Source organism: Azospirillum sp. TSH58, assembly GCF_003119115.1.
Classification (GTDB): domain Bacteria; phylum Pseudomonadota; class Alphaproteobacteria; order Azospirillales; family Azospirillaceae; genus Azospirillum.
This window is the reverse complement of sequence record NZ_CP022367.1, coordinates 290,125-315,385: the sequence shown is the minus strand read 5'-3', so window position 1 is coordinate 315,385 and position 25,261 is coordinate 290,125. Positions and strand designations below refer to the sequence as shown.

Below are 25,261 nucleotides of genomic sequence, written 5' to 3'. Positions count from 1 at the left end.
GGCCGGGCGCCTGATGGCGGCGGGCACGGTGCGGCGCGTCCAGGGCCTGGCGCCGGGCGCACCGGCGACCGCGGCGGTCAACAAGAGCGGCATCGCCGTCACCGACGAGGCGGTGAAGGTCGGCATCCTCCATTCCGCCACCGGCACCATGGCGCTGAGCGAGGGCGGGTCGATCCAGGCGGAGATGCTGGCGATCCAGCAGATCAACGAGGCCGGCGGCGTGCTGGGTCGGCGGATCGAGATCGTGCAGGAGGACGGCGCCAGCGACTGGCCGACCTTCGCCGCCCGCGCCGACACGCTGCTGGCGCAGGACAAGGTGGCGGCGATCTTCGGCTGCTGGACCTCGGCCTCGCGCAAGGAGGTGCTGCCGGTCCTGGAGAAGCGCAACGGCCTGCTCTACTACCCGACCTTCTACGAGGGGCTGGAGCAATCCCGCCACGTCATCTACACCGGGCAGGAGGCGACCCAGCAGATCCTCGCCGGGCTGGACTGGGTGATGCGGGAGAAGGGGGCGAAAAGCTTCTTCCTCGTCGGGTCGGACTACATCTGGCCGCGCGCTTCCAACGCCATCGCGCGGCGCCACATCGAGGCCAAGGGCTGCCGCGTCGTCGGCGAGGACTACGCCGAACTCGGCGACACCCGCTTCGAGAGCATCGTCGCGCGCATCAAGGCGGCCAGGCCCGACGTCGTCTACGCCATCGTCGTCGGCGGCTCGAACGTCGCCTTCTACAAGCAGCTCAAGGCCGCCGGGATCGAGCTGGACCGCCAGATCCTGATGACCAACAGCGTCACCGAGGACGAGATGATGGGCATCGGCGGCGACTACATCGCCGGGGCCTTCACCTGCGCCAAGTATTTCCAGAACCTGGAACTGCCGGCCAACCGCGCCTTCGTCGCCGCCTTCAAGGCGATGTGGGGAGCGGACAGCGTCATCGGCGACGTCACCCACAACGCCTATCTCGGCCCCTGGCTGTGGAAGCTGGCGGTCGAAAAGGCCGGCAGCTTCGACGTGGCGCGCGTCGTCGCCGCCTCGCCCGGCATCGAGTTCGCCGGAGCGCCGGCCGGGCCGCTGCGCATCCACGAGAACCATCACCTGTGGACCCGCACCCGCATCGGCCGCGCCCGGCGCGACGGCCAGTTCGACGTGGTCTTCGAGACCCGGGACCTGATCGAGCCGAACCCCTTCCCGGACGGCTTCCGGGAACTGGCGGCGTAAGGGCCGCCCAAAGCCCCCTCTCCCGCGAAGCGGGGGAGGGCCGGGGAGGGGGCTCGCAGCAACCACTCCTTCGTCACCCATCAGTCCACCAATAAGGAAGAGCAAACCATGGCTGACACCCTGATCAAGGCCGACCTGTCGCAGTCTCCCTACGAGAACGACATGATCCACAACCGCTGGCATCCGGACATCCCGATGGCGGTGACGGTGAAGCCGGGCGACGACTTCATCCTGGAATGCTACGACTGGACCGGCGGCCAGATCAAAAACGACGACGATGCCGCCGACGTGCGCGACGTTGATCTCAGCCAGGTGCATTTCCTGTCCGGCCCGGTCGGGGTCGAGGGGGCGGAGCCGGGCGACCTGCTGGTCGTCGACCTGCTGGACATCGGCGCCTTCCCGCAGCAGCAATGGGGCTTCAACGGCTTCTTCTCCAAGCAGAACGGCGGCGGCTTCCTGACCGAGCATTTCCCGCTGGCCCAGAAGTCGATCTGGGACTTCGAAGGCATGTTCACCAAGTCGCGCCACATTCCCGGCGTGCGCTTCGCCGGGCTGATCCATCCCGGCCTGATCGGCTGCCTGCCGTCGCACGATCTGCTGGCCAAGTGGAACAAGCGCGAGCAGGCGTTGATCGACACCAATCCGACCCGCGTCCCCGGCCTCGCCAACCCGCCCTACGCGCCGACCGCCCACATGGGCCGGCTGAAGGGCGAGGCCCGCGACAAGGCGGCGGCGGAGGGCGCGCGCACCGTGCCGCCGCGCGAGCATGGCGGCAATTGCGACATCAAGGACCTGTCGCGCGGCTCGCGCATCTATTTCCCGGTCTATGTGAAGGGCGCCGGCCTGTCGATGGGCGACCTGCATTTCAGCCAGGGCGACGGCGAGATCACCTTCTGCGGCGCCATCGAAATGGCCGGCTGGGCGCATCTCAAGGTCAACCTGATCAAGGACGGCATGGCGAAGTACGGGATCAAGAACCCGATCTTCAAGCCGAGCCCGATCGTCCCGACCTACAACGATTACCTGATCTTCGAGGGCATCTCCGTCGACGAGGCGGGCGAGCAGCATTACCTGGACGTCCATGTCGCCTACCGGCAGGCCTGCCTCAACGCCATCGAGTATCTGAAGAAGTTCGGCTACTCCGGCGCCCAGGCCTATTCGATCCTCGGCACGGCGCCGGTGCAGGGCCACATCAGCGGCGTGGTCGACGTGCCGAACGCCTGCGCGACCCTGTTCCTGCCGACGCAGATCTTCGACTTCGACATCACCCCGAACGCCGACGGTCCGACGAAGTTCATCAAAGGCGACGTCGACATGCCGATCGCCCAGGACCGCGTGTAACGAGACCGATCAAGGAAGAAGGTGGAGGCCGCGCCATGCCGATGTACGATTACGAGTGCCCGACCTGCGGCGATTTCACGGGAATGCGGCCGATGGCGGAAAGCGGCCTGCCGCAGCCGTGCCCCGATTGCGGGGCGCCGTCGCCGCGGGTGATCCGCATGGCGCCGGCCTTCTCCGCGCTGTCGGCCGCCACCCGGACGGCGCACACCACCAACGAACGCAGCGCCGACCGGCCCAAGCTGTTGTCGGAGGTCGGGCCGAAGCACAAGCACGGGCCGGGCTGCGGCTGCTGCGGTGGCGGCGGCAAGAAGGGACGGTCGGTGCTCCGCACCCCCGACGGGGCGAAGGGGTTCCCGACGGCACGGCCGTGGATGATCAGCCACTGACACCTCCGTAACCTCCACCATCGAACGGCCCGCCTCTCCCGAGGCGGGCCGTTTGCTTTTCCGGGTCCGGAATCCGAAGGGGCCCTGCGCCAATCGTCCGCTTCCCCAACATCGCTGTTGACCGAAGCTGTATTATCGATCATACAGATTCCTGTCTTATAGAGAGACAGACACCGGTTTCCAGCGAGAGGGAGGCGGGGCACTGTGAAGTCGTCGGTTGAACCGCTGAAGGCGCGCAGGATCTATCTGCTGCTGCGCGACCGCATCGTCGCCGGCGACCTGCCGCCGGGCGGGCGCCTGCCGGGGGAACCGGCGCTGGCCACCGAGCACGCGGTGTCGCGGGTGACCGTGCGCCGGGCGCTCGACCTGCTGGAGAAGGAAGGGCTGGTGCAGCGCAAGGCCGGCTCCGGCACCTTCGTCCATGACAGCCGCGCGGTCCGTCCCATCGTCGCCGACCTCTCCAACGTGCTGTCGCACCTGATCGACATGGGGCGCAGCACCGACGTGAAGCTGCTCTCCTTCGGCTACGTCGCGCCGCCGGAGGCCATCGCCGAAAGCCTGGGCCTGAAGCCGGGCGAGCGGGTGCAGCGGTCGGTGCGCGTCCGGCTGATCGACGGGGAGCCCTTCTCCTACCTGACCACCCATGTGCCGGAATGGCTCGGCCTGACCTATTCGGAGGCGGAGCTGGCGGCGCGCCCGCTGCTGGAGCTGATCGAGCGGTCGGGCGTGAAGACCGAGCGCGCCACCCAGGCGATCAACGCCACGCTGGCCGGGCCGGAGGCGGCGGCGGCGCTCGATCTGGAGATCGGCTCGCCGCTGCTGACGCTGACCCGCATCGTGCACGACCCGTCCGGCCGCGGGGTGGAGCATCTGCACGCGCTGTACCGGCCCGATCGCTACAGCTTCCACATGGATCTGGTGCGCATCGGCGACGACGGGGAACGGCGCTGGAGTCCGGCGCTGGGCCGGCCGCGCGTCCCCGACAAAACCAAGGCCAGCAAAGCCAAGGCCGAGAAGACCAAGGCCGACAAGAACAAAGCGGGCGAAAAGCCCACCCGCGGCTCGCGGGCCATCAAGCAGAGGAGTTGAGCGTTATGGGACGTTCGGTTCAGGACTCCGCACTTTCCGGCATCTCCCGCCGCACGGTGCTCAAGGCGGGAGCCGCGGCGGCCGCCTTCGTGACGGTGCCGGTGGCCGCCCCGTCGATTCTGCGGGCGCAGACCCCGGCCGTGAAGATCGGCATCCTCCAGCCGGTGACCGGCGCGCTCGCCCATGACGGCGACCTCGGCCGGCTCGGCGCCGAGATGGCGATCAACGAGATCAACGCCGCGGGCGGCCTCAAGGCGCTGGGCGGCGCCAAGATCGAGATGGTCTTCGGCGACGCCCGCTCCACGCCGGAGGCCGGCACGCAGGAGGTCGAGCGCATGCAGGCCGAGGGCGTGTGCGCCATCGTCGGCGGCTTCGCCAGCCCGATCTGCCTCGCCGCCTCGCAGGCGGCGGCGCGCTACGATCTGCCCTATCTGGTCGATGTCGGCGTGTCGGACCAGATCATGGCGCGCGGCCTGACCAACACCTTCCGCTTCAGCCCCGGCTTCGGCAAGGTCACCCAGGTCGCGCTCGACAACCTGACCAAGATCAACGAGCTGGCCGGCAAGCCGGCGAAGACCGTCGTGCTGGTGCATGAGGACGGCCTGTTCGGCTCCGGCCTCGCCAAGCTGCTGCAGACCGAGCTGCCCAAGCGCGGCTTCGAGATCCTGGAGACCATCGCCCATCCGACCCCGGCGCGCGACATGTCCAACGTGGCGCTGCGCATCCGCTCGCTGAACCCGGACTTGGTCATCCCGTCCAACTACTACGGCGAATTCGTACTGCTCGCCCGCACCATGCAGCAGCAGCGCATCAAGCCGAAGGGCGTCTACGCGATCCTCGGCGGCGCGGCGTCGAACGGGCGCTTCGTCAAGGAATTCCCGCAGGCGGCGCAGAACGTCATCGACTGCAACCACTGGCACGACCCGCAGAATCCGCAGGCCCAGGCGCTGCGCAAGGCGGTGCAGGCCCAGGGCAAGTCCTTCGCCTACAACGTCCCGCTGAACTATTCGAACCTGCTGCTGCTCGCCGACGCCATCGAACGCGCCGGTTCCGCCGACCGCAAGAAGATCATCGAGGCGCTGAACGGCTCCACCTTCGCCGGTCACATCATGCCCTACGGCCCGACGAAGTTCGTGAACGGCCAGAACGAGGGCGCCACCCCGATCAACACGCAGATCCAGGGCGAGGACATCAAGGTGATCTTCCCCGAGTACTTCGCGGAGGCGAAGGCCAACTTCCCGGCGGCGTAACCCGTCCCGTCGCCTTCGCACCTCCCGCATTTCCCCGCCCGTCCCGCGGCGCCGCGCAGCGGCCGCCCGGTCGGGCGGGGGGAACCATTTCCCTCATGCGCGGGCTGCCATGTATTCACCTCAGATCATCCTGGAAGCGGCGCTGAACGGGCTGATGACCGGCGCGGTCTACGCGCTGATCGCCCTCGGCCTGACGCTGATCTACGGCGTGCTCCACATCATCAACTTCGCCCACGGCGCGCTGCTGACCTGCGCGATGTTCGCCGTCTGGGTCGCCTGGGCCTGGCTCGGCCTCGACCCCTATCTGGTGATCGTGCCCCTGGTGCCGCTGATGTTCGTGCTGGGCTACGGGCTGCAGCGCTTCGTCATCGGGCCGGCCAGCCACGGCGACGACGGCAACATCCTGCTGGTCACGCTCGGCCTGTCGATCGTGCTGGAGAATGTGCTGCTGGCGCTGTTCCAGTCGGACACCCGCACGCTCGACACCGATTATTCGTTCCAGGTGGTCGCTCTGGGGCCGTTGCTGCTCTCCTACCCGCGGGTGATCGGGCTGGGGGTGGCGGTGGTGGTGACCGGGCTGCTCTGGCTCGTGCTGAACCGCACCGACACCGGCAAGGCGATCCGCGCCGTCGCCAAGGAGAAGCTGGGCGCCAATCTGGTCGGCATCGACGTGCCGCACGTCTACGCCGTCACCTTCGGGCTGGGCTGCGCCTGCCTCGCCGTGGCCGCCGCGCTGCTGATGCCGACCTTCTACGTCAACCCGCGCATCGGCAGCGCCTTCGTGCTGGTCGCCTTCACCGTTGTGGTGCTGGGCGGCATGGGCTCGCTCCCCGGCGCGCTGCTGGGCGGCCTGTTCATTGGCGTGGTGGAGAGCCTGTGCGGCCTGCTGCTGGGCGACAGCCTGGGGCAGATCGGCATCTTCCTGATCTTCATCGCCGTGCTGCTGGTGCGGCCGACCGGCCTGTTCGGAGCCAAGGCATGACCGCGCGCGACCTGATCCCGATCGCCGTCCTGGCCGTCCTCGCCGCGCTGCTGCCGCTGGTGGTGACGTCCAGCCCGGTGATGAACTTCCTCGTCTTCACGCTGATCGTGACGCTGGGCGCGCAGGGCTGGAACATCCTGGGCGGCTTCGGCGGCCAGTTCAGCTTCGGCCACGCCGCCTTCTTCGGCACCGGCGCCTATGTGACGGCGATCCTGCAACTGCGCTACGGCGTCAACGCCTGGGCCGGGCTGCTGGCGGCGATGGCGGCGGGGGCGGCGGTCGCCTGGACCATCGGCTTCCTCAGCTTCCGCTCCGGCCTGCGCGGCTCCTACTTCGCGCTGGTGACGCTGGCCTTCGCCGAGGTGTTCCGCATCCTCGCCAACGCCGCCTCCTTCACCGGCGGCGCCGCCGGCCTGCTGATCAAGCTGGACGTCCATCCCGCCAACCTGCAATTCGCCGACCGCGCGGTCTTCTATTGGCTGGTCCTGGCCTTCGTCACCGGGGTGCTGCTGCTGACGCGCTGGATCCAGCGCTCCCGCTTCGGCGCGCAGCTCGTCGCGGTGCGCGAGAACGAGGACGCGGCCAAGGCGCTGGGCGTCGACTCGCTCAAGGTGAAGCTGCGCGCCATCGCCCTGTCGGGCGCGGTGACGGCGCTGTCCGGCTGCCTCTACGCCCAGTATTTCCTCTACATCGACGCCCACATCGCCTACGGCAGCTGGATCTCGGTGGAACTGCTGCTCGCCCCGATCATCGGCGGCGTCGGCACCGTCTTCGGGCCGGTGGTGGGCGCCCTGACCCTGCACGGGCTGGGCGAACTCGCCAAGCAGTTCGCCGGCCGCATCCCCGGCATCGACCTGATCGTCTTCGGCAGCGTTCTGGTGCTGGCCGTCGCCTTCGCCCGCGGCGGCATCCTGGGCCTGCTGGAGCGGCTGCGCGACCGTGGGCGCGGGCTGGTGGCGCGCGGCGCCAAGGAGGTTTCCCATGCTGGCCGTTGAGTGCGTGTCCAAGCGCTTCGGCGGGCTGATGGCGGTGGACAACGCCTCGCTCGCGCTGGAGCCGGGCGGCATCGTCGGCCTGATCGGGCCGAACGGCGCCGGCAAGACCACGCTGTTCTCGATGATCTCCGGCTTCGTCGCGCCGAGCGACGGGCGGATCCTGTTCGAGGGCACCGACATCACCGGCGAGGAGCCGCACCGCCGCGCCGAACGCGGCATCGGCCGCACCTTCCAGATCGTCCAGCCCTTCGCCGGGCTGACGGTGTGCGAGAACATCGCGGTCGGCGCCTATCTGCGCCACGCCAAGCGCGCCGACGCCATCGCCAAGGCGCGCGAGGTGGCCCGCCGGGTCGGGCTGGCGGCCGAGCTGGACCGGCCGGCCGGCGGCCTGACGGTGGCCGGCCGCAAGCGGCTGGAACTGGCCCGCGCGCTCGCCACCGAGCCGAAGCTGCTGCTGCTGGACGAGGTGCTGGCCGGCCTGAACCCGTCGGAGATCCGCGACATCATCCCGGTGATCCGGGGCATCCGCGACGAAGGGGTGACGATCCTGATGATCGAACACGTCATGCAGGCGGTGATGAACCTGTGCGAGCGCGTCTATGTGCTGGCGCAGGGCCGCATGATCGCCGAGGGCAGGCCCGCCGCCGTCTGCGCCGACCCCCGCGTGATCGAGGCCTATCTCGGCCACGGCGCCGCCGCCCGCCTGAACGCGGAGGGGGCGGCCCATGGCTGAGGCGCTTCTGAGCATAGAGGGACTGAAGACCGGCTACGGCGCCACCGAGGTGCTGCGCGGCATCGACATGGCCGTGCTGGACGGCGAGATCGTCACGGTCCTCGGCTCCAACGGCGTCGGCAAGACGACGCTGAACAAGGTGCTGTCGGGCGTGCTGCCGCCCTGGGCGGGCGAGATCCGCTTCGCCGGCAAGCGCATCGACGGCCGCTCCGCCGCGCGCATCGTGGAGGAGGGACTGATCCAGGTGCCGGAAGGCCGCAAGATCTTTCCCAACCTGTCGATCCGCGAGAATCTGGAGCTGGGCAGCTACCGGCGCGGCAAGCCGAACCGGGCGCGGAACCTGGAGCGCATCTTCGCCACCTTCCCCCGCCTGAAGGAGCGCGAGGGCCAGCTCGCCGGCACGCTGTCGGGCGGCGAGCAGCAGATGCTCGCCATCGGGCGCGGCATGATGGCCGAACCCCTCCTGCTGATCCTCGACGAGCCGTCGCTCGGCCTGTCGCCGCTGGTGGTGGAGGAGATGTTCGGGCTGATCCGCAAGCTGAACGCGGGCGGGCTGGCGATCCTGCTGGTCGAACAGAACGTCGTCCAGTCGCTGGAGGTCGCCCGCCGGGCCTACATCCTCGAAAACGGCGTCTTCGCGCTGTCGGGACCGTCCGACGAGATCGCGCGCGACCCCGAATTGAAACGCACCTATCTCGGCCTCTGAGGGGCCGTCCGCTCGGGAGCGGTGACATGACAAGCCTGTCCTTTGACGTCAAGCCGGCGAGCGCGCTGCTCGCCGCCGCCCGGCCGTCCTGGCTCGACCGTTGGGGCACCTTTGCCGCCGGCCTGACCTTCGCCGACCTGCCGGCCCCGGTGGTGGAGCGGGCGAAGCTGGTGCTGCTGGACTGCGTCGGCGTGATCGTCGCCGGCATGCAGGAACCGGAATGCCGCGCGCTCGCCGCCCGCCTCGCCGAAACCGGCGGTCCCGGCGGCCCTGGCGCTGATTGCCCGGCCATCGGCGCGGGGCGCGGGTTCGCCGCCGGGTCCGCCGCCTTCCTCAACGGCGTGGCCGGAACCATGCTGGAGCTGGACGAGGGCAACCAGTACGCCCGCGGCCATCCGGCGATCCACGTCGTGCCGGCCCTCCTCGCCGCCGGCCCGCGCCGGAAGGCGACGGGCGCCGACCTGCTGACCGCGCTGGCGCTCGGCTACGAGATCGGGTCACGCATCGGCATCGCCGCCAAGCTGCTGGTCACCACCCACCCGCACGGCACCTGGGGCACGGCGGGGGCGGCGCTGGCCGTCGCCCACCTGAACCGCGCCGACGCGGCGATGATGATCGAGACGCTCAACATCGCCTCCACCCTCGGCCTCGCCACCAGCCGGCGGACGATGCTGGAGGGCGGCACGGTGCGCAACGCCTACGCCGGACTGTCGAACCAGCTCGGCCTGACCGCCTGGGATCTGGCGGCGAGCGGCTTCGTCGGCGAGACCGACGGGGTGGGCAGCGTGTTCGGCGGCGTCATCGCCACCGACTTCCGCCCGGAGCTGATGGTGGAGGAGCTGGGGACGCGCTGGGAGATCGCCCGCAACTACTTCAAGCGCCACGCCGCCTGCCGCTACACCCACGGCGCGCTCGACGCGCTGGGCGACATCGTGGCGCGTGCCGGCGGGCGGATCGACCCGGCGGAGGTCGCGGCCATCGAGGTCGACACCTATGTCTGGGCCGCCCAGCTCGACGGGCCCGAGCCGAAGAACATGCTGGCGGCGAAATTCTCGCTGCCCTTCGCGCTGGCGACCTTCCTCGCCAACGGCGCCGCCACCCCCGACGCCTTCCGCGACGGCGCCCGCCAGGACGCGGCGACCCGCGAGCTTGCCCGACGGGTGACCGTTCGCGAGGACCGCGGCCTGACCGCCCGCCTTCCCGGCCTGCGCCCGGCCCGCGTCCGCCTGACCCTGGCCGACGGCCGGCGCTTCGAGGCGGAGGCGCTGACCAACAAGGGCGACACCGAGGACCCCTACAGCCCGGACGAGGTGCGCGCCAAGTTCGCCGACCTCGCCGGTCCGGTCTGGGGCGCCTCCCACGCCGCCGCCATTGCCGACTGCGTCGCGTCGATCGACCGCGCGGCCGACCTTTCAACCCTGACCCGGCTTCTGTCGGCGCCCGCCGCCGCCGGGGGGAGCGTCTGAGATGACCCGACCCGATCTCACCTTCAAACACCGGCTCGCCGAGGACCGCGTCGTCCTGGCTCCCGGCGTCTACGACGCCTTCACCGCCTCGCTGGCGGCGGCGGCGGGGTTCGAGGCGCTGTACCTGTCGGGCGCTGCCATCGCCTACACCCGGCTCGGCCGGCCCGACATCGGGCTGGTCTCGGTCAGCGAGGTGGCGGACACCATCGCGCTGGTGCGCGACCGCGTGCCGACGCCGCTGGTGGTGGACGCCGACACCGGCTACGGCAACGCTCTCAACGTGCAGCGCACCGTGCGCATGTTCGAGCGCGCCGGCGCCACCGCCCTGCAGCTTGAGGACCAGAGCTTCCCCAAGCGCTGCGGCCACCTGACCGACAAGGCGGTGATTCCGGCTGGCGAGATGGCCGGCAAGATCAAGGCGGCGGTCGACGCCCGGACCAGCGAGGGCACGCTGATCATCGCCCGCACCGACGCGGTGGCGGTGGAGGGCGTCCCGGCGGCGCTCGACCGCGCCCGCCTCTATGTCGAGGCCGGCGCCGACGTGCTGTTCGTCGAGGCGCCCAAGAGCCGCGAGCAGCTTTCCGCCATCGCCACCGATCTCGGCGGCATCCGCCCGCTGCTGGCGAATATGGTCGAGGGCGGGCAGACCCCGATCAGCTCCGCCGCCGATCTCGGCGACCTCGGCTACCGGCTGGTGATCTTCCCCGGCGGCATCGTGCGGGCGCTGGCCCGGCAGGCGCAGGACTATTACGCCTCGCTGGCGGCCCACGGCACCACCCAGCCCTTCCGCGACCGCATGTTCGACTTCAACGCGCTGAACGATCTCATCGGCACGCCGGAGATGCTGGCGCTCGGCGAAACCTACAAGGACTTCACCTCCGCCAAGCGGGAGGACGCGGCATGACCACCCAGAAAACCACCACGATCGACCCCGTCACGCTGGCCGTCCTGAAGGGCCGGCTGGAGCAGATCGCCGACGAGATGGACGCGACGCTCTACCGCTCCGCCTTCAACCCGATCATCGCCGAGGCGCGCGACGCCTGCCACGGCCTCTACCACGCCGAGACCGGCGCCACGCTGGTGCAGGGCACCAACGGACTGCCGATCTTCGTCGGCGCCATGGCCTTCGCGGTCAAGGCGGTGATCGACAAGGTGGCGCGGGAGGGCGACCTGCACCCCGACGACATCTTCCTGTTCAACGACCCCTACGACGGCGGCACCCACCTGAACGATTTCCGGCTGGTGCGGCCGATCTTCCGCCAGGGGCAATTGTTCTGCTGGATGGCGTCGGTCGGCCACTGGCTCGATATCGGCGGGAACGTGCCGGGCAACTTCAACGCGCGGGCCACCGACAGCTTCCAGGAGGGCGTGCGCTTCCCGCCGGTGAAGCTGGTCAAGGCCGGGGTGATGAACCACGACCTGCTGGCGATCCTCGCCGCCAACTCCCGCGTTCCGGTGTCGAACTACGGCGACCTGAACGGGCAGCTCAACGCGCTCGACCTCGGCGTGCGCCGCCTGACCGAGCTGCTGGACGAGCATGGCGAGGACACCGTCGCCGCCGCCTTCGACGCCTTCACCGCGCGGGCCGAGGCGCTGATGCGCAGCGCCCTGTCCAAGCTGCCCGACGGCACCTACAGCTTCGAGGACTATCTCGACAACGACGGCATCACGTCGGAGAAGCTGCGGATCGCGCTCGACCTGACCATCACGGGCGACCGGATGGTGCTGGACTTCTCCCGCTCCGCCGCACCCTGCGCCGGGCCGCTCAACATCGCCTATTCCACGGCGGTGGCCTGCTGCTACGTCGCGCTGAAGCATGTCTTCACCGACGTGCCGGCCAACGCCGGCTGCCTCAACCCGATCACATTCGTCATCCCCGAGACGACCCTGCTGGCGGTGAAGCCGCCCAAGCCGGTCGGCGGCTACACCGAGACCATCCTGCGCGTCATCGGCGTGGTGTTCGGCGCGCTGGCCCTGGCCGATCCGGCCCGCGCCACCGCCGCGCCCTTCGGCACCATCAACGCGCTGTCGCTGGCCGGACACCGTCCGGACGGCTCGCGCTGGGTGATGTTCTCCTTCTTCGGCGGCGGCCTGGGCGGCAACCCGGAGAGCGACGGGCTGAACCACGCCAACAACCCGATCTCCACCGCCACCATCCCGCCGGTGGAAATCCTGGAGGCGGCCTATCCGGTGATGTTCACCCAATGGGCGCTACGCCCGGATTCCGCCGGGGCCGGCCTGCACCGCGGCGGGCTGGGGGCGGTCTACGAGATCGAGGCGCTGACCGCCGCCGACGTCTTCCTGCTGGGCGAGCGCGGCGTCTTCGCGCCCTTCGGGGTGGCCGGCGGCACGCCCGCCGCGCTGAACCGCTTCACCTGGCAGAGCGACGAGGGCGAGAAATCGCCGCCGCTCGCCTCCAAGGTCACCGACGTGAAGATCCGCGACGGCCAGCGCGTGCGGCTGGAGACTCCCGGCGGCGGTGGCTGGGGCGACCCGCGCCGCCGCGACGCGGAGGCCGTGGCCCGCGACGTGCGGCTCGGCTACCTCGGCCGCGAGGCGGCGCGCAGCGCCTACGGCGTGGCGCTGACCGACGACGGCGCGCTCGACATCGCCGCCACCGCGGCGCTCCGCGAATCCTCCGCCGCCTGACGAATTCGGGACCAAGATCATGAGCACGAGCAACGCCACTCCGCGCGGTGCCATCGTCGGCGTCGATGTCGGCGGCACCTTCACCGACCTGTTCCATTACGACGAGGCGCGCGGCAGCTTCCGCACCGCCAAGGTCCCGTCCAACCGCGGCGACGAGGCGGTCGGCTTCCTCGCCGGGTTGCAGAGCTTCGGCGCGGTCGCCGAGCTGGGCTCCATCGTCCACGGCACCACCGTCGGCACCAACGCGCTGCTGGAGCGCAAGGGCGCCAAGGTCGGCCTCATCACCACCGCCGGCTTCCGCGACGTGCTGGAGATGCGCCGCCGCGATCGCCGCCAGACCTGGGGCCTGTGGGGCGACTTCGTCCCCGTGGTCGACCGCGACATGCGGCTGGAGGTGGCCGAGCGCACGCTGGCCGACGGCACCGTCCGCGCCGCCGTCGATCCGGAGGAGGTGCGCGCTTGCGCCCGCCGTCTGGCAGACATGGGGGCGGAGGCGCTGGCCATCGTCTTCATCAACGCCTACGCCAATCCGGCCAACGAGCTGGCGGCGCTGGAGGCGGCGCGCGAGGTGTGGCCCAACGCCAACCTCGAATGCTCGTCGCGCATCTTGCCGGAAATCCGCGAGTTCGAGCGCACCTCGACCACCGCGCTCAACGCCTATCTCCAGCCGGTGGTCGGCAGCTACCTCGCCAAGCTCGACAACGCGCTGGCGGGGGAGGGGTTCGGCGGGCGCTTCCACATCGTCCAGTCGAACGGCGGCGTCATGTCCACCGACACCGCCCGGCGCCTGCCGGTGCGCACCGCCTTGTCCGGACCGGCGGCCGGCGTCATCGCCGCCGCAGCGATCTCCAAGGCGGCGGGCTTCCCCAACGTCATCACCGGCGACCTCGGCGGCACCAGCTTCGACGTGTCGCTGGTGGTGGAGGGGCAGACCATGCTGGCCGCCCAGACCACCATCGACTTCGGCCTGGTCGTCCGCACCCCGATGATCGAGATCACCACCATCGGCGCCGGCGGCGGCTCCATCGCCGGGGTCGATCCCGGCGGCATGCTCCAGGTCGGGCCGGAGAGCGCCGGCTCGCGGCCGGGGCCGGTCTGCTACGGCCAGGGCAACACCCGCCCGACGCTGACCGACGCCAACGTGCTGCTCGGCCGCATCAACGCGGAGCGTCCGATCGGCGGCAAGCTTGCCCGGCTCGACGTCGACGCCGCCCGCACCGCCATTGCCACCCACGTCGCCGAGCCGCTGGGCCTCGACGTCATGGCGGCGGCGGAGGCGGTGGTGCGCATCGCCAACAGCAAGATGGCCGGCGCCATCCGCCTCGTCTCCATCGAGCGCGGCCACGACCCGGCCAAGTTCGCCGCGGTGCCCTTCGGTGGCGGCGGCGCGCTGCATGTCGGCGCGCTGATCAAGGAGGTCGGGCTGAAGGCGGCGCTGGTGCCGCGCTTCCCCGGCGTGACCTCGGCGCTCGGCTGCGTCATCGCCGACATCCGCCACGATCAGGTGCAGACGGTCAACCTGCCGCTGGCCGGCATCGATGCCGCGTCGCTCGACCGCCGCATGGTGGAGGAGGCGACCGCCGCCCGCGCCGTCGTGGAATCCGCCGGCCTCAGCGTCGAGCGCATCGACCTCGTCTTCGAACTCGACATGCACTACATCGGCCAGACCCACACGGTCGCCGTGCCGCTGCCGGTGACGGTCGAGAGCGGGACCACGGGCGTCGACGAGGAGACCATCCGCGCCGCCTTCGAGCGCGCCTATCAGGCCTCCTTCAGCCGGCTGCTGCCGGGCGTCGGCGCCAAGATTGTCAATTTGCGCACCGCCGCCATCGGCCGCCGCCCGCATTTCGACCTCGCCGCGCTGGCTCCGGCCGCCGGTACGACGGTGGAGGGCGCCTACACCGGCGCGCGGCCCGTCTGGTTCGACGGGGCGTGGCACGAGACGGCGGTCTACAACCGCCTCGACCTGCCGGTCGGCGCGCTTATCCAGGGACCGGCCATCCTGGAGCAGCCCGACGCCACCACCGTCATCGACCCCGACCTCAGCGCCCGCGTCGACGGTTACGGCAACGTCATCGTGGAAAGGAGCGCCCAATGAGCGCCACCGCCATTCCCATGGAGCGAACCGCGCTGCTGGTCTGCGACCTGCAGAACGATTTCCTGCACGCCGAGGGGGCCTACGGCCGCGCCGGCCAGACCGCGCCGGAGATACTGGCCCTGCCGGAGCGGGTGAAGCCGCTGGCCGACCTGTTGCGGTCGCGCGGCGGCTGGGTGATCTCGACCAACTTCACCCTGGTTCCCGGCCGCGGCGGCGAGCCGATGATCTCCCCCCACCTGAAGGCGTTGCGCCCCTTCCTGGCGAAGGGCGACTTCCAGCCGGGAGGCTGGGGGCACCGCACGGTGGACACGCTCCAGCCCGTCGATGTCGAGGTGGAGAAGATCGCCTATTCCGCCTTCTACATGTCGCGGCTGGAGTGGGTGCTGCGCAAATGCGGGGTGGAGCGGCTGCTGGTCTGCGGCATCGTCACCAACGGCGGCGTCGCCTCCACCGTGCGCGACGCCCATGTCCGCGATTTCGACACCATCCTGCTGGAGGACGGCTGCGCCGCCTTCACGCCGCAGGTCCACGACGTCTCGGTCGCTGCACTGCGCCCGGTCTGCCGCGTGGCGACGGTCGCGACGATGCTGGAGGAGCTGTCCGCGCCATGAGCCGCATCCTGCCCGCCGAGGGCGTGACGTTCGAATTCACGGTGCCCGTCGTCGTGATCGGCGGCGGTGCGGCCGGTATGATCGCGGCGCTCGCCGCCCATGAGCGCGGGGCGGAGGTGCTGGTGCTGGAGCGCGACGCGCTGCCCCAGGGCTCCACCGCCCTGTCGGCCGGCCTGATCCCGGCGCCGGGCACGCGCTGGCAGCGCGCCGCCGGGATCGAGGACAGCCCGGAGCGGTTCGCCGCCGACATCATCGCCAAGGCGAAGGGGGAGCCCGACCCGGCGGACGTGTCCCGCGTCGCCCGCGCGGTCGGCCCGGCGCTGGAATGGCTGGCCGACCGCTACGGCCTGCCGTTCTCGGTGGTCGACAACTTCACCTATCCCGGCCACAGCGCCCGGCGCATGCACGGGCTGCCCAGCCGGTCGGGGGCGGAGCTGATCGACCGGCTGCGCGGCGCCGTGGAGGCCGCCGGCATCGACGTGCTGTGCGAGGCGCATGTGACCGCGCTCTACGCCGACGGCCCGCGTGTCCGTGGCGTGGAGATCACCCGGCCCGACGGCAGCGTCGAGCGGGTCGGCTGCGCGGCATTGATTCTCGCCTGCAACGGCTATGGCGGCAACAGGGCGCTGGTCGAACGCCATGTGCCGGAGCTGGCCGACGCGCTCTATTTCGGCCATCCCGGCAACCAGGGCGACGCGCTGCTCTGGGGCGAGGCGCTGGGCGCGGCGACGCGGCACCTGTCGGGGCACCAGGGCCACGGCTCGGTCGCCCATCCCGCCGGCATCCTGGTCACCTGGGCGACGGTCACCGAAGGCGGCGTGCAGGTGAACACCGAGGGCAAGCGCTTTTCCAACGAGGCGCAGGGCTATTCGGAGCAGGCCGCCGTCGTGCTGCGCCAGCCCGACGGCATCGCCTGGACCGTCTTCGACGAGCGCATCGCCGCCGTCGCCCGCCAGTTCGAGGATTTCCGGCAGGCCGAGGCGATGGGCGCGGTGCTCGGCGCCGACGATCCGGTGGACCTCGCCCGGCAGATGAAGGTCGACGCGGCGGCTCTGGCCGCCACGCTGGCCGAGGTCGACCGTTTGAAGGCCGAGGGGGTGAGCGACGGCTTCGGCCGGGATTTCGCCGGCTCGGCGCCGCTGGTCGCACCCTTCCGTGCCGTCCGAGTCACCGGCGCCCTGTTCCACACCCAGGGCGGGCTGGTTGTCGATGACGACGCTCGCGTGCTGGTCAGGACGTCGGACGGGCAGGGTGGTCCGCTGCCCAACCTCTACGCCGCCGGCGGGGCCGCCTGCGGCGTGTCGGGAGCGAAGGCGTCCGGCTATCTGTCCGGCAACGGGCTGCTGACCGCGGTGGCGCTGGGGCGCATCGCCGGGGCCGCCGCCGCGGAGGCCGTGAGGGAGGAGAACACTCAATGACGCAGCACCCCCGCAGCCTGTTCGACAAGGTCTGGGACGCCCATCTGGTGGCGACCCGGCCGGACGGTCAGGCGCTGCTCGCCATCGACCGCCATTTCCTGCACGAGGGCTCGTTCCACGCCTTCGGCATGATCGACCACGCCAAACGCGCGGTGCGGCGGCCGGAGCTGACCTTCGCCGTCGCCGACCATTACGTGCCCTCGCACAGCCGCGCCACGCCGATCGCCGACCCCGAGATCGCCAACATGGTGACGATGCTGGAAGCGAACGCCGGCCGCCACGGCCTGCGCCACTTCGGCCTGCACGACCCGGCGCAGGGCATCGTCCATGTGCTGGCGCCGGAGCAGGGGCTGACCCTGCCGGGCCTGACCATCGTCTGCGGCGACAGCCACACCTCCACCCACGGCGCCTTCGGGGCGCTCGCCTTCGGCATCGGCGCCACCGAGGTGTCGCATGTGCTGGCGACCCAGACGCTGTGGCAGCGCCGGCCCAAGACCATGCGCGTCACTGTGGACGGCGTCCTGGGCGCCCATGTGACGGCCAAGGACCTGATCCTGGCGGTGATCGGCTTCATCGGCGCCGACGGTGCCGCCGGGCATGTGATCGAGTACGCCGGCAGCGCCATCCGCGCCCTGTCGATGGAAGGCCGGCTGACCGTCTGCAACATGTCGATCGAGGCGGGGGCGCGGGCCGGCATGATCGCACCCGACGACACCACCTTCTCCTGGATCGAGGGTCGGAATTACGCCCCCAAGGGGGACCTTTTCGACCGCGCCGTCGCGCAGTGGCGGACCCTGCCCAGCGACCCGGACGCCGCCTTCGACCGCGAGGTGTCGCTTGACGCCGCGGCCATCGCCCCCTCCGTCACCTGGGGCACCAGCCCGGAGACCGCGGTTGCGGTGACCGACGCGGTTCCCGATCCCAGTGCCGAGAGCGACCCGGTGCGGGCCGGCCAGATGCGCAAGATGCTCGATTACATGGGGCTGACCCCCGGCACGCGGCTGGAGGAGGTCGGCATCGACCGCGTCTTCATCGGGTCCTGCACCAACGCCCGGCTGGAGGATCTGCGCGCCGCCGCCGCCGTGCTGCGCGGCCGCCGCGCCGTGGTGCCGGGGCTGGTGGTTCCGGGATCGGTCCCGGTGCGCCGTCAGGCCGAGGCGGAGGGGCTGGACCGCGTCTTCACCGACGCCGGCCTGGAGTGGGGCGAGCCCGGCTGTTCGATGTGCGTCGGCATCAACGGCGACCTCGTCCCGGCCGGGGAGCGCTGCGCCTCCACCACCAACCGCAACTTCCCCGGTCGCCAGGGGCCGAACGCGCGCACGCATCTGATGAGTCCGGGGATGGCCGCCGCCGCCGCCGTGACCGGCAAACTCACCGATGTCCGCAAGCTGGGAGCTTCGTAACGATGGACCCCTTCGTCACGCTGACCGCGCCGGCGGTGCCGCTCGACATTGCCAACATCGACACCGACCAGTTGCTCCCGGCGCGCTTCCTGAAGAAGCCGCGCAGCGCCGGCTATGGCAACTTCCTCCTCCACGACGAGCGCAAGCCCGGCTTTCCGCTGGATGACCCCGCCTATGCCGGGGCGCGCGTGCTGGTGACCGACCGCAACTTCGGCTGCGGGTCGTCGCGGGAGGGGGCGGTCTACGCGCTGGTCGACGGCGGGTTCCGCTGCGTCGTCGCCCCCAGCTTCGGCGACATCTTCGCCGCCAACGCCGCCAAGAACGGCCTGCTGACCATCACCCTGCCGGAGGAGACGGTGGCGGACCTGCGCCGCCAGTTGCAGGAGGCGCCGGGCGCCGCCGTCACCGTGGACCTGCCGGCCCAGTCCCTGACCGGCCCGGATGGTCGGCCGGTGCCCTTCGCCATCGACCCCTTCAAGAAGGAATGCCTGATCGAGGGCCTCGACGACGTGGCCCTGACCCTGCGCCACCAGGACGCCATCGACGCCTTCGACCGCGCGGACGCCGAGGCCCGGCCCTGGCTGGTGCCGGGAGCCTGACGGGGCGTTGACGGCTCTGCGCCGAATTACAGTGCCGCGTCGCACACCACCCGGTTGCGGCCGCCGTTCTTGGCGCGGTACAGCGCCTCGTCCGCCCGCGCGAGCACCGCAGCGACGCCGTTCTCACCCGGTCGCAACGCGCTGACGCCGATGCTGACCGTGAAGGTGAGGACGGAGCCGGCGCCGTTGGCGATCCGTACGTCGGTTTCCGCCAGCGCGCGGCGCAGCCGCTCCGCCAGCAGCGCCGCCCCCTGCGGCGGCGTTTCGGGCAGCAGGATGGCGAACTCCTCGCCGCCCAGCCGGCCCAGCACGTCGGCACCGCGCACCAGGGTGCGGCAGACGCGGACCACGGTGCGGATGGCCTCGTCTCCGGTGGCGTGGCCGTAGGTGTCGTTGACCTTCTTGAAATGGTCGATGTCCAGCATGATCGCCGACAGCGGCTGGCCGTTGCGCTGCGCCCGCGCCACCTCGTCGGCGGCCCGCGCCATGAAGCGTCCGCGGTTCAGCGCCCCGGTCAGTGAATCGGTGGTGGCGAGGCGCTCCAACTGACGCTGCATGTCGACCACGCGGGACGCGGCGAGCAGCCGGGCGCGCAGCCAAGTCAGGTCCAGCGGCTTGCGGAGAAACTCGTCGGCTCCGTTCTCCACGACCTCGAAGAACTGGTTGGTGATGCTGCCGGGGATCATCAGCATGAGGTAGAGGTGCCGTTCCCGTTGCGCCGCGCGCAAGTGCCAGCAAACCTCCACCCCTTCCATCTCGCCGACGCGGAAATCGACGAGCGCGATGTCGATGGGCTCGTCACGGCAGCGGGCTAAGGCTGCGCGACCGCTCTCGGCGAAGGCCGTCTGATGACCGAAGCCTTCAAGCTGCTGGCACAGCACCGTGCGCGCCATGCGCGAATCGTCCACCACCAAAATCCGCATGCGGCCTCCACGACCATTGCTCCAGAGAAGCACAAAGCCTTGAAGGAAACATTACAACTGTATGGATTTCCAAATGAACCCGTATCGACGGTCGGTGTGGTCCTGTTCGACCGAAAATAGAGCGGGCGCAAGCATCGTTCGTCGTAGGGCGGTGGATTTTCAACGACAGGTCAATGGGATTCGGCGAATGCAGGGCGAGCAAAGGGCGGATGGGTGGGATAACCCGCAACAACCGTCAAGCGCCGCTCGCACAAGGCCTTCGGAGACCGCAAATTTCTCCTATCCCGATCCCCGGCTCCGGGCTCAGGTCGATCAAGCCACCAAGCGACATCCCCGGCACTGCCCGTGAAGGGCGCCGAACCGGCGATGGCACAGGCTGATGGCACAGTTGGGGGACCAGCCTGCTGGCTTCACCCTAAGCGCCTGTAGTGCAATGATTTCTAGGAAAGGTTGGTTGGGGGACTAGGATTCGAACCTAGGCTGGCGGAGTCAGAGTCCGCTGTCCTACCGCTAGACGATCCCCCAGACCGTCGCCGGGGCGGCGCTGTGCCGCGTCCCGTCGTGGGCCGCCCTTTTAGCAAAGAGGGCAGGGCTTGTATAGCCCTTTTTTCGGCTCTCATGCCTTGGTGTGGGCGTGCGGACACAATTCAATGACATTCGTGGGCTTTCACTGGGACGTGAAACCGGGTTAAGATGACTCCCTTAAGCATGGCGGGGAGGAGACGTGGACCTTCAGGTGCACAGCGAGCGGCAAAACGACACCGGACGGTTGCGTTCGTCGGCCCCTGCGCGCCCGGTCTTCGCAGCCCTCGACCTCGGCACCAACAATTGCCGCCTGCTGATCGCCCGTCCAATTCCCGGCGGCTTCCGCGTCATCGACGCCTTCTCTCGGATCGTCCGGCTGGGCGAGGGGCTGACCCGCAACGACCGGCTGTCCGACTCGGCGATGGAGCGCACCCTCGCCGCCCTGAAGATCTGCGGGTCCAAGATCGAGCGGCGCGGCGTCACCGCCGCCCGCGCGGTGGCGACCGAGGCCTGCCGCCGCGCCCGGAACTGCGGCGAGTTCATCGACGCGGTGGAGCGGGAAACCGGCATCGCCATCGAGATCATCTCCAGCCAGGAGGAAGGGCGCCTCGCGCTCGCCGGCTGTGCGTCGCTGCTCGACCCGAACGTGCCCTATGCCGTGGTGTTCGACATCGGCGGCGGCTCGACCGAGCTGATGTGGCTGGCGGTGGAGCGCGGGCGGCCCCCGCGCATCCTCGACCAGACCTCCATCCAGTGCGGCGTCATCGGCCTGACCGAACAGTTCGGCGGCGCCGACGCCGACCGCGCCATGTACCGGCGGATGGTGGATGAGGTGGCGGCGGCCATCGCCTCCTTCGAGGCGCGCAACGGCATCCGCGAACGGGCGCTGGCCGGGCAGGTGCAGATGCTCGGCACCTCCGGCACGGTGACGACGCTGGCCGGGGTGCATCTCGGCCTCTGCCGCTACGACCGGCGGGCGGTGGACGGCAGCTTTCTGCGCATCGACCACGCCCGGGCGGTCATCGAACGTCTCGTCGCGCTGGACTTCGACGGGCGGGCGCGGCATCCCTGCATCGGACAGGACCGCGCGGATCTGGTGATCGCCGGATGCGCGGTGCTGGACGCGCTGTGCGACTGTTGGCCGGTGGAGCGTTTGCGCATCGCCGACCGTGGGCTGCGCGAGGGCATCCTCGTGGAGCTGATCGGGTCGACGCGGCAAATCTATTAAGGAAATGTGAGACCATGGTTGGAAAGCCTCCGTCCTCCTCGACGCCGGGTGGGCGCCGCGCCACCGTCCGCGTGAAGTCCGCGGCCAAGCGCACCACCTCCTCGGCCCGCTGGCTGGAGCGGCATCTGAACGACCCCTACGTGCATGAGGCGACGAAGCGCGGCTTCCGCTCCCGCGCGGCCTTCAAGCTGCTGCAGCTGGACGAGAAGTTCCATCTGCTGGGGCCGGGCAAGCGCGTGGTCGACCTCGGCGCCGCCCCCGGCGGCTGGACCCAGGTGGCGGTGGACAAGGTGCAGACCGGGCGCGAGGGCTGGAAGGTCGTCGGGCTGGACATCCTGCCCATGGACCCGGTGCCCGGCGCCACCACCATGCAGGCCGACTTCCTGGAGGAGGGCGCGGCCGAGCGGCTGAAGGAGGCTCTGGGCGGCCCCGCCGACCTGGTGCTGAGCGACATGGCGGCCCCGACCATCGGGCACCAGTCCACCGACCATCTGCGCATCATGGCGCTGGCCGAAGCCGCCTACGACTTCGCGGAGGAGGTGCTGGCCCCCGGCGGGGCCTTCGTCGCCAAGCTGTTCCAGGGCGGGGCGGAGAAGTCCCTGCTGGAGCGCCTGAAGCGCGACTTCACCACGGTGCGCCACGCCAAGCCGCCGGCCAGCCGCGCCGAATCCTCCGAAACCTATGTGGTCGCCACCGGTTTCCGTGGGGCCAACGCGAACGATTAGGTCCACCTCCGGCTGCGGTCCGTTCGCGCAGGTCATGGCTGGCTTGCGCGGATGAGGCCCGGCACACGACAGTTTGTGGTTCAGGCGCCTTCACAAGCCCACGGTCTTGTGTATAGTGCGCCAAATTTTTTTCCGGCCCCTTTTTATCTCCCGGGAGACCGCCGATGGCCCGCTCGTCCACGATCCGCGAAGCTCTGACCTTCGACGACGTCCTCTTGGTTCCGGCCGAAAGTTCGGTCCTGCCGAACGAGGTGGACACCCGGACGCGCCTGACCAAGACCATCGAACTGGGCATCCCGCTGATGTCCTCCGCGATGGACACCGTGACCGAAAGCAGCCTCGCCATCGCCATGGCCCAGGCCGGCGGCATCGGCGTGGTCCACCGCAACCTGACCATCGAGCAGCAGGCCGAGGAGGTCCGCAAGGTCAAGCGGTACGAGTCCGGCATGGTGGTCAACCCGATCACCATCACGCCGGGCCAGACGCTGGCCGACGCGCTCCAGCTGATGGCCGACTACCGCATCTCCGGCATTCCGGTGGTGGAAAGCCGCGACTCCCGCGGCAGCGGCAAGCTGGTCGGCATCCTGACCAACCGCGACGTCCGCTTCGCCACAAACCCGAACCAGCCGGTCAGCGAGCTGATGACCAAGGACGTGGTGTCGGTGCGCGAGGGCGTCAGCCAGGACGAGGCCAAGCGCCTGCTGCACCAGCACCGCATCGAGAAGCTGCTGGTGGTGGACGAAGCCCATCGCTGCATCGGCCTCGTCACGGTGAAGGACATGGAGAAGGCGCAGGCCTATCCCAACGCCTGCAAGGACGCCCAGGGCCGCCTGCGCGTCGCCGCCGCCACCGGCACCGGATCGGACGGGCTGCGCCGCGCCGAGGCGCTGTTCGACGCCGGCGTGGACGTGCTGGTGGTCGACACCGCGCACGGCCACTCGCTGAAGGTGCTGGATCAGGTGCGCGCCGCGCGCAACATGTCCAACTACACCCAGGTGATCGCCGGCAACGTGGCGACCGCCGAGGCGGCGAAGGCGCTGGTCGATGCCGGCGCGGACGCCGTCAAGGTCGGTATCGGCCCCGGCTCCATCTGCACCACCCGCATCGTCGCCGGTGTCGGCGTTCCGCAGCTCACCGCCATCATGGACGTGGTCGAGGCCTGCGAGAAGCTGGGCATCCCGGTGATCGCCGACGGCGGCATCAAGTTCTCGGGCGACCTCGCCAAGGCCATCGCGGCGGGCGCCAGCGTGGCGATGCTGGGCAGCCTGTTCGCCGGCACCGACGAGAGCCCCGGCGAGGTCATCCTCTACCAGGGCCGCTCCTACAAGAGCTACCGCGGCATGGGCTCGGTGGGCGCCATGGCCCGCGGCTCGGCCGACCGCTACTTCCAGCAGGAAGTCTCGACCATGAAGCTGGTGCCGGAAGGCGTCGAAGGCCGCGTGCCCTACAAAGGCCCGGTGTCGGCGGTGATCCACCAGCTCGTCGGCGGCCTGCGCGCGGCCATGGGCTACACCGGCAGCCAGTCCATCGCCGAAATGCAGGCGAAGTGCGAGTTCGTCCGCATCACCAACGCGGGCCTGCGCGAAAGCCATGTCCACGACATCACCATCACCAACGAGTCCCCGAACTACCGCCAGGGCTGATCGGGCGTCCGTCGGGTGGCGGTTCGAAGAGGCGAGGGGGCGTTCCCCTCGCCTTTTTCATGCCCACGCCTCGGTCCTTCTGGTCAGCGGTTGGCGGTGAAGTGGCTGAACAGCGCCACGCTCGCCGCGACGGTGGCGTTGAGGGACTCCACCGCCCCGGTGGTCGGGATGGACAGGCGCTGGACGGGCAGGGTAGCGGGCACGCCCTGGCCTTCCTCGCCCAGCACCAGCCGGACGTCGCGCGGCCAGCGGAAGGCCGCCATGTCGGCACCCCCGGCGTCCAGGGCGACCAGCGGCCCGGCGGCCCGGCTCACGTCCTCCCACCGGCCGCCGCGCAGCAGCGTCAGCTCGAACTGGGCGTTCGACGCGGCGCGCAGGCATTTTGGATGGTAGGGGTGGGCCGCGCCGTCGAGCAGGATCACCCGGCGGGCGCCGAAGGCGGCGGCGCTGCGCAGCAGGGCGCCGAGGTTGTTGGGGTCGCCCAGCGCGCAGACGAGTTCGAGCCCCTGCGGCGGTTGCGAGAGGTCGATGGGCGGTGCGTCGGGCACGGTGCCGACCAGCAGGGGAAAGCCGGTGCCCGAGGCGTCCAGGGTGCGGAACAGGGCGGGGGCCAGTTGGACGATTTCCAGCCCCGCGGGCAGGCGCCAGCCCTCGGCCTGCACCGGGTCGGTGACGAGCAGGGTGGAAAAGCGCTCCGGCCAACGGGCCAGCGCCTCGGGAACCGTCTTCAGCCCAGCCAGCAGGAACTTGCCCTGCTTCTTCAGGCCACGGCTTTCCAGCAGCGACTCCCACAGCTTGAACTGCGGATTCTGCGGGCTTTCGATCAGGCGCGGCGGGCGGGTCATGCGAAGCGGGCTTTCCAGGGCAGGCTTTCCAGGGCGGACGGTTGTCGTTGCCGCTGCGGACCTTAAGGCGCCGGCCGCCGGCTTGGGAAGGCCGATCCGGTGCCGGCCCGGTTCTCCCGCCGTCGCTCCGCTGCTATCATCCTGAAACCACGGAAAGGCGGTGTTCCATCATGCTTGCTCTGCGCCCGAACTGCGAATGCTGCGACCGGGATCTGCCTCCGGAGTCCGGCGACGCCTACATCTGCTCCTTCGAATGCACCTTCTGCGGCGACTGCCGGGATCGCGTGCTGAAGGGCTTCTGTCCGAATTGTGGGGGCGAGCTGGTGCGACGGCCCGTCCGCCCGGCGGGGAAGCTCATCAACAACCCGGCTTCCACGGAACGGGTGCTCAAGGCCGGAGGCTGCCCACCGGCCTTTTGACGCGCGGTCGG

23 protein-coding genes and 1 tRNA gene are annotated in these 25,261 nt (G+C 70.2%); 21 read left to right on the top strand and 3 right to left on the bottom strand.

Going from position 1 to position 25,261, the window contains the following annotated elements; all coding sequences use genetic code 11:
• The first annotated feature begins 13 nt into the window (after positions 1-13).
• The 17 genes from urtA (at position 14) to leuD (ending at position 18,942) form a co-directional block, all read left to right on the top strand.
• Positions 14-1,216: an urea ABC transporter substrate-binding protein gene (gene urtA / locus TSH58p_RS34240; protein ID WP_199230133.1), complete on the top strand. Its 1,203-nt coding sequence runs from the start codon at positions 14-16 to the stop codon at positions 1,214-1,216.
• A gap of 108 nt (positions 1,217-1,324) precedes the next feature.
• A complete protein-coding gene (gene fmdA / locus TSH58p_RS23105) occupies positions 1,325-2,557 on the top strand; it encodes a formamidase (protein WP_094302374.1) in 1,233 nt (410 codons plus the stop codon).
• A gap of 35 nt (positions 2,558-2,592) precedes the next feature.
• Positions 2,593-2,943 (top strand): zinc ribbon domain-containing protein, encoded by a 351-nt coding sequence (locus tag TSH58p_RS23100; protein ID WP_109070145.1) that lies wholly within the window; start codon positions 2,593-2,595, stop codon positions 2,941-2,943.
• Between the two features lie 204 nt (positions 2,944-3,147).
• Positions 3,148-4,032, top strand: coding sequence for a GntR family transcriptional regulator (locus TSH58p_RS23095; protein ID WP_109070146.1), 885 nt, complete (start codon positions 3,148-3,150; stop codon positions 4,030-4,032).
• A 5-nt stretch (positions 4,033-4,037) separates the two neighbouring features.
• On the top strand, positions 4,038-5,282 hold the full coding sequence (locus TSH58p_RS23090; protein WP_109070147.1) for an ABC transporter substrate-binding protein: 1,245 nt from the start codon (positions 4,038-4,040) through the stop codon (positions 5,280-5,282).
• Positions 5,283-5,391: 109 nt separating this feature from the next.
• A complete protein-coding gene (locus tag TSH58p_RS23085) occupies positions 5,392-6,264 on the top strand; it encodes a branched-chain amino acid ABC transporter permease (protein WP_109070148.1) in 873 nt (290 codons plus the stop codon).
• Positions 6,261-7,259: a branched-chain amino acid ABC transporter permease gene (locus TSH58p_RS23080; protein ID WP_109070149.1), complete on the top strand. Its 999-nt coding sequence runs from the start codon at positions 6,261-6,263 to the stop codon at positions 7,257-7,259. Before TSH58p_RS23085 ends, TSH58p_RS23080 begins: the two co-directional genes overlap by 4 nt.
• On the top strand, positions 7,246-7,992 hold the full coding sequence (locus tag TSH58p_RS23075) for an ABC transporter ATP-binding protein (protein ID WP_109070150.1): 747 nt from the start codon (positions 7,246-7,248) through the stop codon (positions 7,990-7,992). Before TSH58p_RS23080 ends, TSH58p_RS23075 begins: the two co-directional genes overlap by 14 nt.
• Positions 7,985-8,698 (top strand): ABC transporter ATP-binding protein, encoded by a 714-nt coding sequence (locus tag TSH58p_RS23070; protein ID WP_109070151.1) that lies wholly within the window; start codon positions 7,985-7,987, stop codon positions 8,696-8,698. The genes TSH58p_RS23075 and TSH58p_RS23070 overlap by 8 nt, the downstream gene beginning before the upstream one ends.
• Positions 8,699-8,724: 26 nt before the next feature.
• Positions 8,725-10,164, top strand: a complete 1,440-nt coding sequence (locus tag TSH58p_RS23065) for an MmgE/PrpD family protein (RefSeq protein WP_109070152.1) — start codon at positions 8,725-8,727, stop codon at positions 10,162-10,164.
• 1 nt (position 10,165) lies between these two features.
• The gene (locus TSH58p_RS23060; RefSeq protein ID WP_109070153.1) at positions 10,166-11,068 is read left to right on the top strand and encodes an oxaloacetate decarboxylase; all 903 of its coding nucleotides are present in this window, start codon (positions 10,166-10,168) and stop codon (positions 11,066-11,068) included.
• Positions 11,065-12,813 (top strand): hydantoinase B/oxoprolinase family protein, encoded by a 1,749-nt coding sequence (locus tag TSH58p_RS23055; RefSeq protein WP_109070154.1) that lies wholly within the window; start codon positions 11,065-11,067, stop codon positions 12,811-12,813. Before TSH58p_RS23060 ends, TSH58p_RS23055 begins: the two co-directional genes overlap by 4 nt.
• A 19-nt stretch (positions 12,814-12,832) precedes the next feature.
• Complete coding sequence (locus TSH58p_RS23050; protein WP_109070155.1) at positions 12,833-14,911, top strand: hydantoinase/oxoprolinase family protein; 2,079 nt, start codon at positions 12,833-12,835, stop codon at positions 14,909-14,911.
• Positions 14,908-15,522, top strand: coding sequence for a cysteine hydrolase family protein (locus TSH58p_RS23045; protein ID WP_109070156.1), 615 nt, complete (start codon positions 14,908-14,910; stop codon positions 15,520-15,522). The genes TSH58p_RS23050 and TSH58p_RS23045 overlap by 4 nt, the downstream gene beginning before the upstream one ends.
• A complete protein-coding gene (locus TSH58p_RS23040) occupies positions 15,519-16,940 on the top strand; it encodes an FAD-dependent oxidoreductase (protein ID WP_109070157.1) in 1,422 nt (473 codons plus the stop codon). The genes TSH58p_RS23045 and TSH58p_RS23040 overlap by 4 nt, the downstream gene beginning before the upstream one ends.
• Complete coding sequence (leuC, locus tag TSH58p_RS23035) at positions 16,937-18,343, top strand: 3-isopropylmalate dehydratase large subunit (protein WP_109070158.1); 1,407 nt, start codon at positions 16,937-16,939, stop codon at positions 18,341-18,343. Before TSH58p_RS23040 ends, leuC begins: the two co-directional genes overlap by 4 nt.
• A 2-nt stretch (positions 18,344-18,345) precedes the next feature.
• Entirely contained in the window at positions 18,346-18,942 is a 597-nt protein-coding gene (leuD, locus tag TSH58p_RS23030; RefSeq protein WP_109070159.1) for a 3-isopropylmalate dehydratase small subunit, read from the top strand.
• 26 nt (positions 18,943-18,968) lie between these two features.
• Here the strand turns inward: leuD and TSH58p_RS23025 are convergent, their stop codons facing one another.
• Together TSH58p_RS23025 and TSH58p_RS23020 are read right to left on the bottom strand one after the other, a co-directional pair.
• Entirely contained in the window at positions 18,969-19,865 is an 897-nt protein-coding gene (locus TSH58p_RS23025; protein ID WP_109070160.1) for a diguanylate cyclase, read from the bottom strand.
• A gap of 451 nt (positions 19,866-20,316) precedes the next feature.
• Positions 20,317-20,390, bottom strand: a tRNA-Gln gene (locus TSH58p_RS23020).
• A gap of 199 nt (positions 20,391-20,589) precedes the next feature.
• Here TSH58p_RS23020 and TSH58p_RS23015 point away from each other — a divergent pair.
• The 3 genes from TSH58p_RS23015 to guaB all read left to right on the top strand — a co-directional run bounded on the left by TSH58p_RS23015 (position 20,590) and on the right by guaB (position 23,986).
• Entirely contained in the window at positions 20,590-21,618 is a 1,029-nt protein-coding gene (locus TSH58p_RS23015) for a Ppx/GppA phosphatase family protein (RefSeq protein WP_109070161.1), read from the top strand.
• A 14-nt stretch (positions 21,619-21,632) separates the two neighbouring features.
• Positions 21,633-22,343, top strand: coding sequence for an RlmE family RNA methyltransferase (locus TSH58p_RS23010; protein ID WP_109070162.1), 711 nt, complete (start codon positions 21,633-21,635; stop codon positions 22,341-22,343).
• Positions 22,344-22,507: 164 nt separating this feature from the next.
• Positions 22,508-23,986: an IMP dehydrogenase gene (guaB, locus tag TSH58p_RS23005; protein WP_109070163.1), complete on the top strand. Its 1,479-nt coding sequence runs from the start codon at positions 22,508-22,510 to the stop codon at positions 23,984-23,986.
• Between the two features lie 83 nt (positions 23,987-24,069).
• Here guaB and TSH58p_RS23000 read toward each other — a convergent pair whose 3' ends face one another.
• The gene (locus tag TSH58p_RS23000) at positions 24,070-24,831 is read right to left on the bottom strand and encodes an RNA methyltransferase (protein ID WP_109070164.1); all 762 of its coding nucleotides are present in this window, start codon (positions 24,829-24,831) and stop codon (positions 24,070-24,072) included.
• Positions 24,832-25,001: 170 nt separating this feature from the next.
• On the opposite strand from TSH58p_RS23000, the gene TSH58p_RS22995 reads away from it, so the two are divergent.
• Positions 25,002-25,250 (top strand): DUF1272 domain-containing protein, encoded by a 249-nt coding sequence (locus tag TSH58p_RS22995; RefSeq protein ID WP_162600081.1) that lies wholly within the window; start codon positions 25,002-25,004, stop codon positions 25,248-25,250.
• The last annotated feature ends 11 nt before the right edge of the window (positions 25,251-25,261 follow it).

What these genes read in the sequence shown, in the direction of transcription:
- urtA (WP_199230133.1), top strand. Translation starts at nt 14, where the DNA reads ATGGCGGCGGGCACGGTGCGGCGCGTCCAGGGCCTGGCGCCGGGCGCA.
- fmdA (WP_094302374.1), top strand. Translation starts at nt 1,325, where the DNA reads ATGGCTGACACCCTGATCAAGGCCGACCTGTCGCAGTCTCCCTACGAG.
- TSH58p_RS23100 (WP_109070145.1), top strand. Translation starts at nt 2,593, where the DNA reads ATGCCGATGTACGATTACGAGTGCCCGACCTGCGGCGATTTCACGGGA.
- TSH58p_RS23090 (WP_109070147.1), top strand. Translation starts at nt 4,038, where the DNA reads ATGGGACGTTCGGTTCAGGACTCCGCACTTTCCGGCATCTCCCGCCGC.
- TSH58p_RS23085 (WP_109070148.1), top strand. Translation starts at nt 5,392, where the DNA reads ATGTATTCACCTCAGATCATCCTGGAAGCGGCGCTGAACGGGCTGATG.
- TSH58p_RS23080 (WP_109070149.1), top strand. Translation starts at nt 6,261, where the DNA reads ATGACCGCGCGCGACCTGATCCCGATCGCCGTCCTGGCCGTCCTCGCC.
- TSH58p_RS23075 (WP_109070150.1), top strand. Translation starts at nt 7,246, where the DNA reads ATGCTGGCCGTTGAGTGCGTGTCCAAGCGCTTCGGCGGGCTGATGGCG.
- TSH58p_RS23070 (WP_109070151.1), top strand. Translation starts at nt 7,985, where the DNA reads ATGGCTGAGGCGCTTCTGAGCATAGAGGGACTGAAGACCGGCTACGGC.
- TSH58p_RS23065 (WP_109070152.1), top strand. Translation starts at nt 8,725, where the DNA reads ATGACAAGCCTGTCCTTTGACGTCAAGCCGGCGAGCGCGCTGCTCGCC.
- TSH58p_RS23060 (WP_109070153.1), top strand. Translation starts at nt 10,166, where the DNA reads ATGACCCGACCCGATCTCACCTTCAAACACCGGCTCGCCGAGGACCGC.
- TSH58p_RS23055 (WP_109070154.1), top strand. Translation starts at nt 11,065, where the DNA reads ATGACCACCCAGAAAACCACCACGATCGACCCCGTCACGCTGGCCGTC.
- TSH58p_RS23050 (WP_109070155.1), top strand. Translation starts at nt 12,833, where the DNA reads ATGAGCACGAGCAACGCCACTCCGCGCGGTGCCATCGTCGGCGTCGAT.
- TSH58p_RS23045 (WP_109070156.1), top strand. Translation starts at nt 14,908, where the DNA reads ATGAGCGCCACCGCCATTCCCATGGAGCGAACCGCGCTGCTGGTCTGC.
- TSH58p_RS23040 (WP_109070157.1), top strand. Translation starts at nt 15,519, where the DNA reads ATGAGCCGCATCCTGCCCGCCGAGGGCGTGACGTTCGAATTCACGGTG.
- leuC (WP_109070158.1), top strand. Translation starts at nt 16,937, where the DNA reads ATGACGCAGCACCCCCGCAGCCTGTTCGACAAGGTCTGGGACGCCCAT.
- leuD (WP_109070159.1), top strand. Translation starts at nt 18,346, where the DNA reads ATGGACCCCTTCGTCACGCTGACCGCGCCGGCGGTGCCGCTCGACATT.
- TSH58p_RS23025 (WP_109070160.1), bottom strand. Translation starts at nt 19,865, where the DNA reads ATGCGGATTTTGGTGGTGGACGATTCGCGCATGGCGCGCACGGTGCTG.
- TSH58p_RS23010 (WP_109070162.1), top strand. Translation starts at nt 21,633, where the DNA reads ATGGTTGGAAAGCCTCCGTCCTCCTCGACGCCGGGTGGGCGCCGCGCC.
- guaB (WP_109070163.1), top strand. Translation starts at nt 22,508, where the DNA reads ATGGCCCGCTCGTCCACGATCCGCGAAGCTCTGACCTTCGACGACGTC.
- TSH58p_RS23000 (WP_109070164.1), bottom strand. Translation starts at nt 24,831, where the DNA reads ATGACCCGCCCGCCGCGCCTGATCGAAAGCCCGCAGAATCCGCAGTTC.
- TSH58p_RS22995 (WP_162600081.1), top strand. Translation starts at nt 25,002, where the DNA reads ATGCTTGCTCTGCGCCCGAACTGCGAATGCTGCGACCGGGATCTGCCT.